Origin of the sequence: Halomonas sp. McD50-4 (assembly GCF_022348135.1) — a bacterium.
GTDB lineage: Bacteria > Pseudomonadota > Gammaproteobacteria > Pseudomonadales > Halomonadaceae > Vreelandella > Vreelandella piezotolerans.
Window position 1 is genome coordinate 1 of the sequence record NZ_JAKRFG010000028.1, and the last position, 5,675, is coordinate 5,675.

6 protein-coding genes are annotated in these 5,675 nt (G+C 57.1%); all 6 read left to right on the forward strand.

All coding sequences use genetic code 11. The features are described from left to right. On the forward strand, nt 1-139 hold a 139-nt coding region (locus MHM85_RS18085), incomplete at its 5' end, for a DUF2933 domain-containing protein (RefSeq protein ID WP_275443621.1). A gap of 40 nt (nt 140-179) precedes the next feature. After that, nucleotides 180-524, forward strand: a complete 345-nt coding sequence (locus tag MHM85_RS18090) for a hypothetical protein (RefSeq protein WP_022522184.1) — start codon at nt 180-182, stop codon at nt 522-524. A gap of 220 nt (nt 525-744) precedes the next feature. After that, complete coding sequence (locus tag MHM85_RS18095) at nt 745-2,082, forward strand: APC family permease (protein ID WP_008958468.1); 1,338 nt, start codon at nt 745-747, stop codon at nt 2,080-2,082. 27 nt (nt 2,083-2,109) lie between these two features. Continuing rightward, the gene (locus MHM85_RS18100) at nt 2,110-2,568 is read left to right on the forward strand and encodes a hypothetical protein (protein ID WP_008958467.1); all 459 of its coding nucleotides are present in this window, start codon (nt 2,110-2,112) and stop codon (nt 2,566-2,568) included. 121 nt (nt 2,569-2,689) lie between these two features. Continuing rightward, entirely contained in the window at nt 2,690-3,337 is a 648-nt protein-coding gene (locus MHM85_RS18105; RefSeq protein WP_023004785.1) for a Spy/CpxP family protein refolding chaperone, read from the forward strand. Between the two features lie 77 nt (nt 3,338-3,414). Then, the coding region (locus tag MHM85_RS18110; protein ID WP_239286577.1) for a heavy metal translocating P-type ATPase at nt 3,415-5,675 on the forward strand (2,261 nt) is incomplete at its 3' end.

Genomic DNA, 5,675 nt, shown 5'->3' on the forward strand with positions numbered 1-5,675 from the left:
GGGATACCTGATGGGAACCGAGCACCGTCTCCACCTATTTCAGTTCTTACCTTTCCTCTTTTTGGCAGCATGCCCACTGATGCATATTTTCATGCATAAACACCACGGCGGTCATAAGGACAAAATAGACAAGAACTGAACCACTCTATATATACATGTACGCGCCTGGGAGAAAGACCATGAAAACGACACAACAAGAGCACCGCTTGGGTGTTTCCAAAAACACACTGGTGACTCGGAATTTAAAAATCAAGCCTAGTAAATCCAAACGCATTGAAGAAGCGCTGTCAGATATCGACCGACTCTATGGAATGGATAAGGTGGTCTACAACGAGAAAAACCGAAATATCAGCCTTGCTTACGATGCGCTGAGGCTCTGCATCGATGACGTTGAAAAAATTCTCAAGCTCCATGACATACAGGTCAGCGCTGATCGGTGGAACCGCTTTAAGAAGGAGTATTACCGTTTCGTCGATCAGAACGTTAAAGACAACGCTAAACAGGAACCTTGGAGCTGTCATTAATAGTCATAACGGCTACATGACACAACCAGGAGCAAGACTAGCTAGTTTAGGGTAAGAGCTGCTTGCCTGTGGCCTCGCAAAATCAGACCTTCCGTTAGTCATTTGCCATGTGGCTGCACATAGGTTCTATATTTAATTTATATAGCATCAAAAAACACCGCACAGGAGTCCTCGGCAGTTATTGCTGCTGTGGTTGCCGTTAATACAAGGAGTCGCTTTCATGGTTGGGCAGGATAGAACGCCACAATATAAAGAAAACAGTCTTTCGTTGGTCGGTGCCGTTGCATTAGGCACCGGCGTGATGATTGGGGCCGGTATTTTTGCGCTAACCGGCCAAATGGCCGAAATGACTGGTCGGCTATTTCCTCTAGCCTTTCTGGCCGCTGCCGTCATTGTCTCTTTCAGCGCTTATTCTTACGTTAAAATGTCCAATACCTTCCCATCAGCAGGTGGGATTGGCATGTATTTACAGAAAGCGTATGGCCCGACGCTTCCCACCGCCTTTCATGCCCTCCTGATGTATTTTTCCATGGTGATCGCACAGAGTTTTTTGGCGAGAACGTTTGGTTCCTACACGCTTGAGTTGTTTGACCTGGGGGATCGTTCACTATTTGTGCCCCTACTCGGGGTTGGTTTACTGCTAATAGCCTTTTTGATCAATTTATCCGCCAACCGCTTGATCGAGACCGTCGCCTCGGTGCTCGGATTTATCAAAATAGGTGGCATTATAGTGTTTGGTATTGTCGGCGTGTTTATTGCCGACTCCATCGAAATGGGTGCTGGCAACGATGCACCTACGCCTACGATAACGGGCTTTTTAGGTGCTACGGCGCTCGGCATACTGGCATTTAAAGGCTTCACGACGATTACCAATAGTGGTTCGGAGCTTAAAGATCCTAAGCGGAATCTTGGCAAAGCTATCACGATCTCGATTGCGCTATGCGTGGTGATCTATGCCCTTGTCGGTTTTGCCGTTGCCAGCAACCTATCTTTGCCTGAAATTATCGAAACCCAAGACTACTCCCTGGCCGCCGCTGCCCGTCCCGCACTGGGTGAAGCGGCAGTTGCGTTTACCGTCATTCTCGCCATGTTGGCAACGGCGGGCGGTATCATCGCCAGCGTCTTTGCCGTTTCACGCATGCTCGCCATGCTGACAGAAATGAAGCTGGTTCCTCACCGCCATTTCCACATGCCCGGCAGTGTACAAAAGCATACACTGGTGTACACCATCGTATTTGGCTTAGTGCTCACCGCTTTTTTTGACCTGAGCCGCATCGCAGCATTAGGCATCATTTTCTACCTGATCATGGATATGGCCATCCACTGGGGTGTGCTTCGTCATCTCAAGGACAGAGTGGGGGCTAATCCTGTTATTCCTAGCATTGCCATACTACTAGATGCTGTCGTGTTAATCGGCTTTTTATGGGTAAAAGCCATCTCGGACCCCATGGTGCTCATCGTTGCTGGCGTAGTAATGGCTACTCTTTTACTCGGCGAATGGATTTTCCTATCCAAACGCGACGCTTCAAACGATAGCGAGCACTCTCACACTCATTAACGTTAATAGCGTTATAGGAGGTACCAAATGGACGTTAGAACCTTTGGTGAATTGATCGATTGGACCCGTCAGTTACACGAGCATCTTGCAGCTTGCCTTGCTCATTGCGCCGATATACACGAAGAAGAGCGCGCTCGCATGTTGCTCAATTACTTAGCTGCACAGGAAGCGGAAATGCAGCGCGTTGTGGCGCGCTTTGAACAGACTGCTGACGCGAAAGCATTAAAAACCTACGTTTATGACTATTTGGAGCATAAACCTATCCGTACGCATCGTACCTGCGATGCGCCCTATTCCACGCTAAGTGTTGACGACATTTGCCGAGAGGTTTTTGATTTCCATGAACAAACGATAAACCTTTATCGAACCCTCGTTGGCAAAGCGGAAATTCCTGAGGCTAAAGAGCTCTTAGATTCCCTTTTAGCACTTGAAGAGCACGAAGCCATGCGCCTTGTTCGCCAAACGGGGAGAATGAACGATGTCTGAAGACCATAACGAGACAAAGGTGAAAGTCACTGTTACATGGGATTGACCTCTGTGCAGCACGTAGCCGAATAATGTCAGCAAAGGGCCTGAATGGGCCCAACAGCTCGCTAGGAGAAGGATCATGGAAATTCGCAAGCATACTCTCGCTCTCGGACTCGCCCTGGCACTCGGTGCCAGTGGTAGCGGCATCGCTCTCGCCCAGAGCATGCCGACCAATCAGCCCAATCAGGGTAGCGGCATGACGGGCGGCAGCGGCGGCCAAGGCGGCATGGGCCCTGACATGATGGGCGGAATGATGGGCGGCGGCCAGGGCGACATGGGGCCCGGCATGATGGGGGGAATGATGAGTGGCGGCCAGGGCGGCATGGGGCCCGGCATGATGAAAGGCATGATGGGTGGCGGGATGATGACCTGCCCGATGATGGGAGGCGCCGGCATGGGCATGATGCGGGAGGTGCTCGACCCGGAGCAGCACGACGAGATGCGCGCGCTGATGCAGGAGCATCGCCCCGCCCAGTTCGAGCGCATGGGCCGCCTGATGAACCTACGCGAGGACCTGATGGCGGAGATGCGCGGCGAGCGCCCCGATCCTGAGGAGGTCCAGGCCCTGCACGGTCGGATGGCCGAGCTTCACGGCGAGATGATGGCCGAGAGGGTGCGTCTGGAAAATACCATGAACGACCTGCTCACCGACGAGCAACGCCAGCAGCTTCAGCAGGCCACCCCTGAGAGTGACGTCGACCCCGAGGACCACGAGGCCCATCACTGACCGGGAGTGTCACAGACTCAGGCAACAGGACGGCCATTGTTGGCCGTCCACTCGGCAACGCCCGCAGGAGACAAGCGATGAGCGATTCACCCCCCAACACGATCACCCTGACGGTCCCCGGCATGGGCAGTGACCACTGTGCCGGCATCGTGCGCAAGACGCTGGAACGCCTCGATGGCGTGGGCGAGATCCAGACCAATATCGCCAACCACCATGTCAGCGTGACCATCGAAGCAGGCGGGCCCGACGGCGACACCTTGAAGGAAGCCGTCGAAGGCGCCGGCTATGACGTGGCCGCCGTCAGTGGTGGTACCGGCATGCAACAGGTCCGCCTGACCGTTCCCGGCATGGGCTCGGACCACTGCGCCGGCATCATCCGCAGTACCCTGGAGCGGCTCGAGGGTATCGAATCAATCGACACCAATATCGCCAGCCATCGCGTCTCTGTGAGTATTGCCGCCGATGGCCCCGATGGCGATGCGCTCAAGCGCGCCGTGGAAGGGGCCGGCTATGAGGTGGCCGCCGTGCAGGCCGACGAGGCGGAGGATGCCGACAGCGACGCCGAGATCGAGGAGGCCTATCTTTCCCAGGCCCGCAAGCGGCTGATCATCGCTGCGGTACCCACCACCCTGATCATGCTGCTGATGATGCCGCACATGTTCTGGCAGCCGATTCCCGGCTACCTGGCCATCATCGCCGTGCTGGCCTTCCCGGTGGTGTTTCTCTATGGCGGTATCGCCACCCACAAGTCGACCTGGCGCTCGCTGAAGAACGGCACCTTCAATATGGACGTGCTGATCTCCATGGGCAGCCTGCCGCCCTACTTGATCGGCCTAGTCGGCTTCGTCTACCCCATGACCTCATTCATCGAGATGGCCGCCACCATCATGACCTTCCACCTGCTGGGCCGTTACCTGGAGGCACTCGCCAAGGGACGCGCCTCCCAGGCCATCCGCCGCCTAATGACCCTGGGTGCCAAGACAGCACGCGTCGAGCGCGATGGCGAGGAAGTCGAGGTGGCGGTGAAGGAGCTGGCCCCGGGCGACATCATGGTCGTGCGCCCCGGCGACAAGATCCCCACCGACGGCGAGGTGGTCGAGGGCGAGAGCCATCTCGACGAGTCCATCGCCACCGGCGAGTCGATACCGGTCTACAAGAGCACCGGCGACAGCGTGATCGGCGCCACCATCAACAAGGAGGGCCGATTGCGGGTCAAGGCGACCCGCGTCGGCGCCGATACTTTTCTCTCCCAAGTGGTGCGTCTGATCGACCAGGCTCAGGGCTCACGGGTGCCAATCCAAGAATTCGCCGACCGTATGACCGGCCGCTTCGTGCCAGCGGTACTGGCTATTTCACTGGCTAGCCTGATTGCATGGGCGCTGTTTCCAGACGTCCTGCGGCCGATTCTGGACTGGGGCGCGACCTTCCTGCCTTGGGTGAATCCAGATGCCAGCACACCAACGCTAGCCCTGATTGCCGCCGTCGCCGTGCTTGTCATCGCCTGTCCCTGCGCCCTCGGCCTAGCCACCCCCACCGCGCTGATGGTCGGCTCCGGCATCGGTGCCGAGCGTGGCATCCTGATCCGCTCCGGCGAAGCGATCCAGACCTTCAAGGACGTCAAAGTGATGGTGCTCGACAAGACCGGCACCATTACCCGCGGCGAGCCGAAGCTCACCGATGCCGTCACCGCCGAAGGAGTCGAGGAAACGCGCCTGCTGACCCTCGCCGCGAGCGTGGAGAACGCCTCGGAGCACCCCATCGCCCGGGCCATCGTGGATGGTGCCAAGGAACGCGATGTGAAGCCCGGTGAAGTCAGCGATTTTCGCTCCACCGGAGCGCGGGGCGTCTCGGGCAAGGTGGGCGATGAAACCGTGCTGATCGGCAATCGTCGACTGCTGGAAGAGGAAGGCGTGACAGGCCTTGAGGCTCTTGATGACGCCATGGCAGAGCTCGAGGGCAAGGGGCGCACCGTTGTGATCGTCGCCGCCGACGGTCAGGCCCTGGGCCTGGTGGCAGTGGCCGATACCCTCAAGGAAAAATCCGTAGAGGCCATCCGCGGCATGCATGACCTGGGCCTGCACGTGGTGATGATCACCGGCGACAACGAGCGCGCCGCCCGTGCCGTAGCAGACGAGGTGGGCATCGACGAGGTTCAGGCCGGGGTGTTGCCGGAAGGTAAGGTCGATGCCATCCGTAAACTTCAGGAGAAACATGGCAACCACGTGGCCATGGTCGGCGATGGCATCAATGATGCCGCGGCGTTGAAGCAAGCCAACGTTGGCATAGCCATCGGCGCGGGGGCAGATGTGGCCATTGAGGCCGCCGATGTGACCCTGGT

Bases quoted from the DNA above. Each gene is read 5' to 3' on its own strand.
- MHM85_RS18090 (WP_022522184.1), top strand. From the start codon at position 180: ATGAAAACGACACAACAAGAGCACCGCTTGGGTGTTTCCAAAAACACA.
- MHM85_RS18095 (WP_008958468.1), top strand. From the start codon at position 745: ATGGTTGGGCAGGATAGAACGCCACAATATAAAGAAAACAGTCTTTCG.
- MHM85_RS18100 (WP_008958467.1), top strand. From the start codon at position 2,110: ATGGACGTTAGAACCTTTGGTGAATTGATCGATTGGACCCGTCAGTTA.
- MHM85_RS18105 (WP_023004785.1), top strand. From the start codon at position 2,690: ATGGAAATTCGCAAGCATACTCTCGCTCTCGGACTCGCCCTGGCACTC.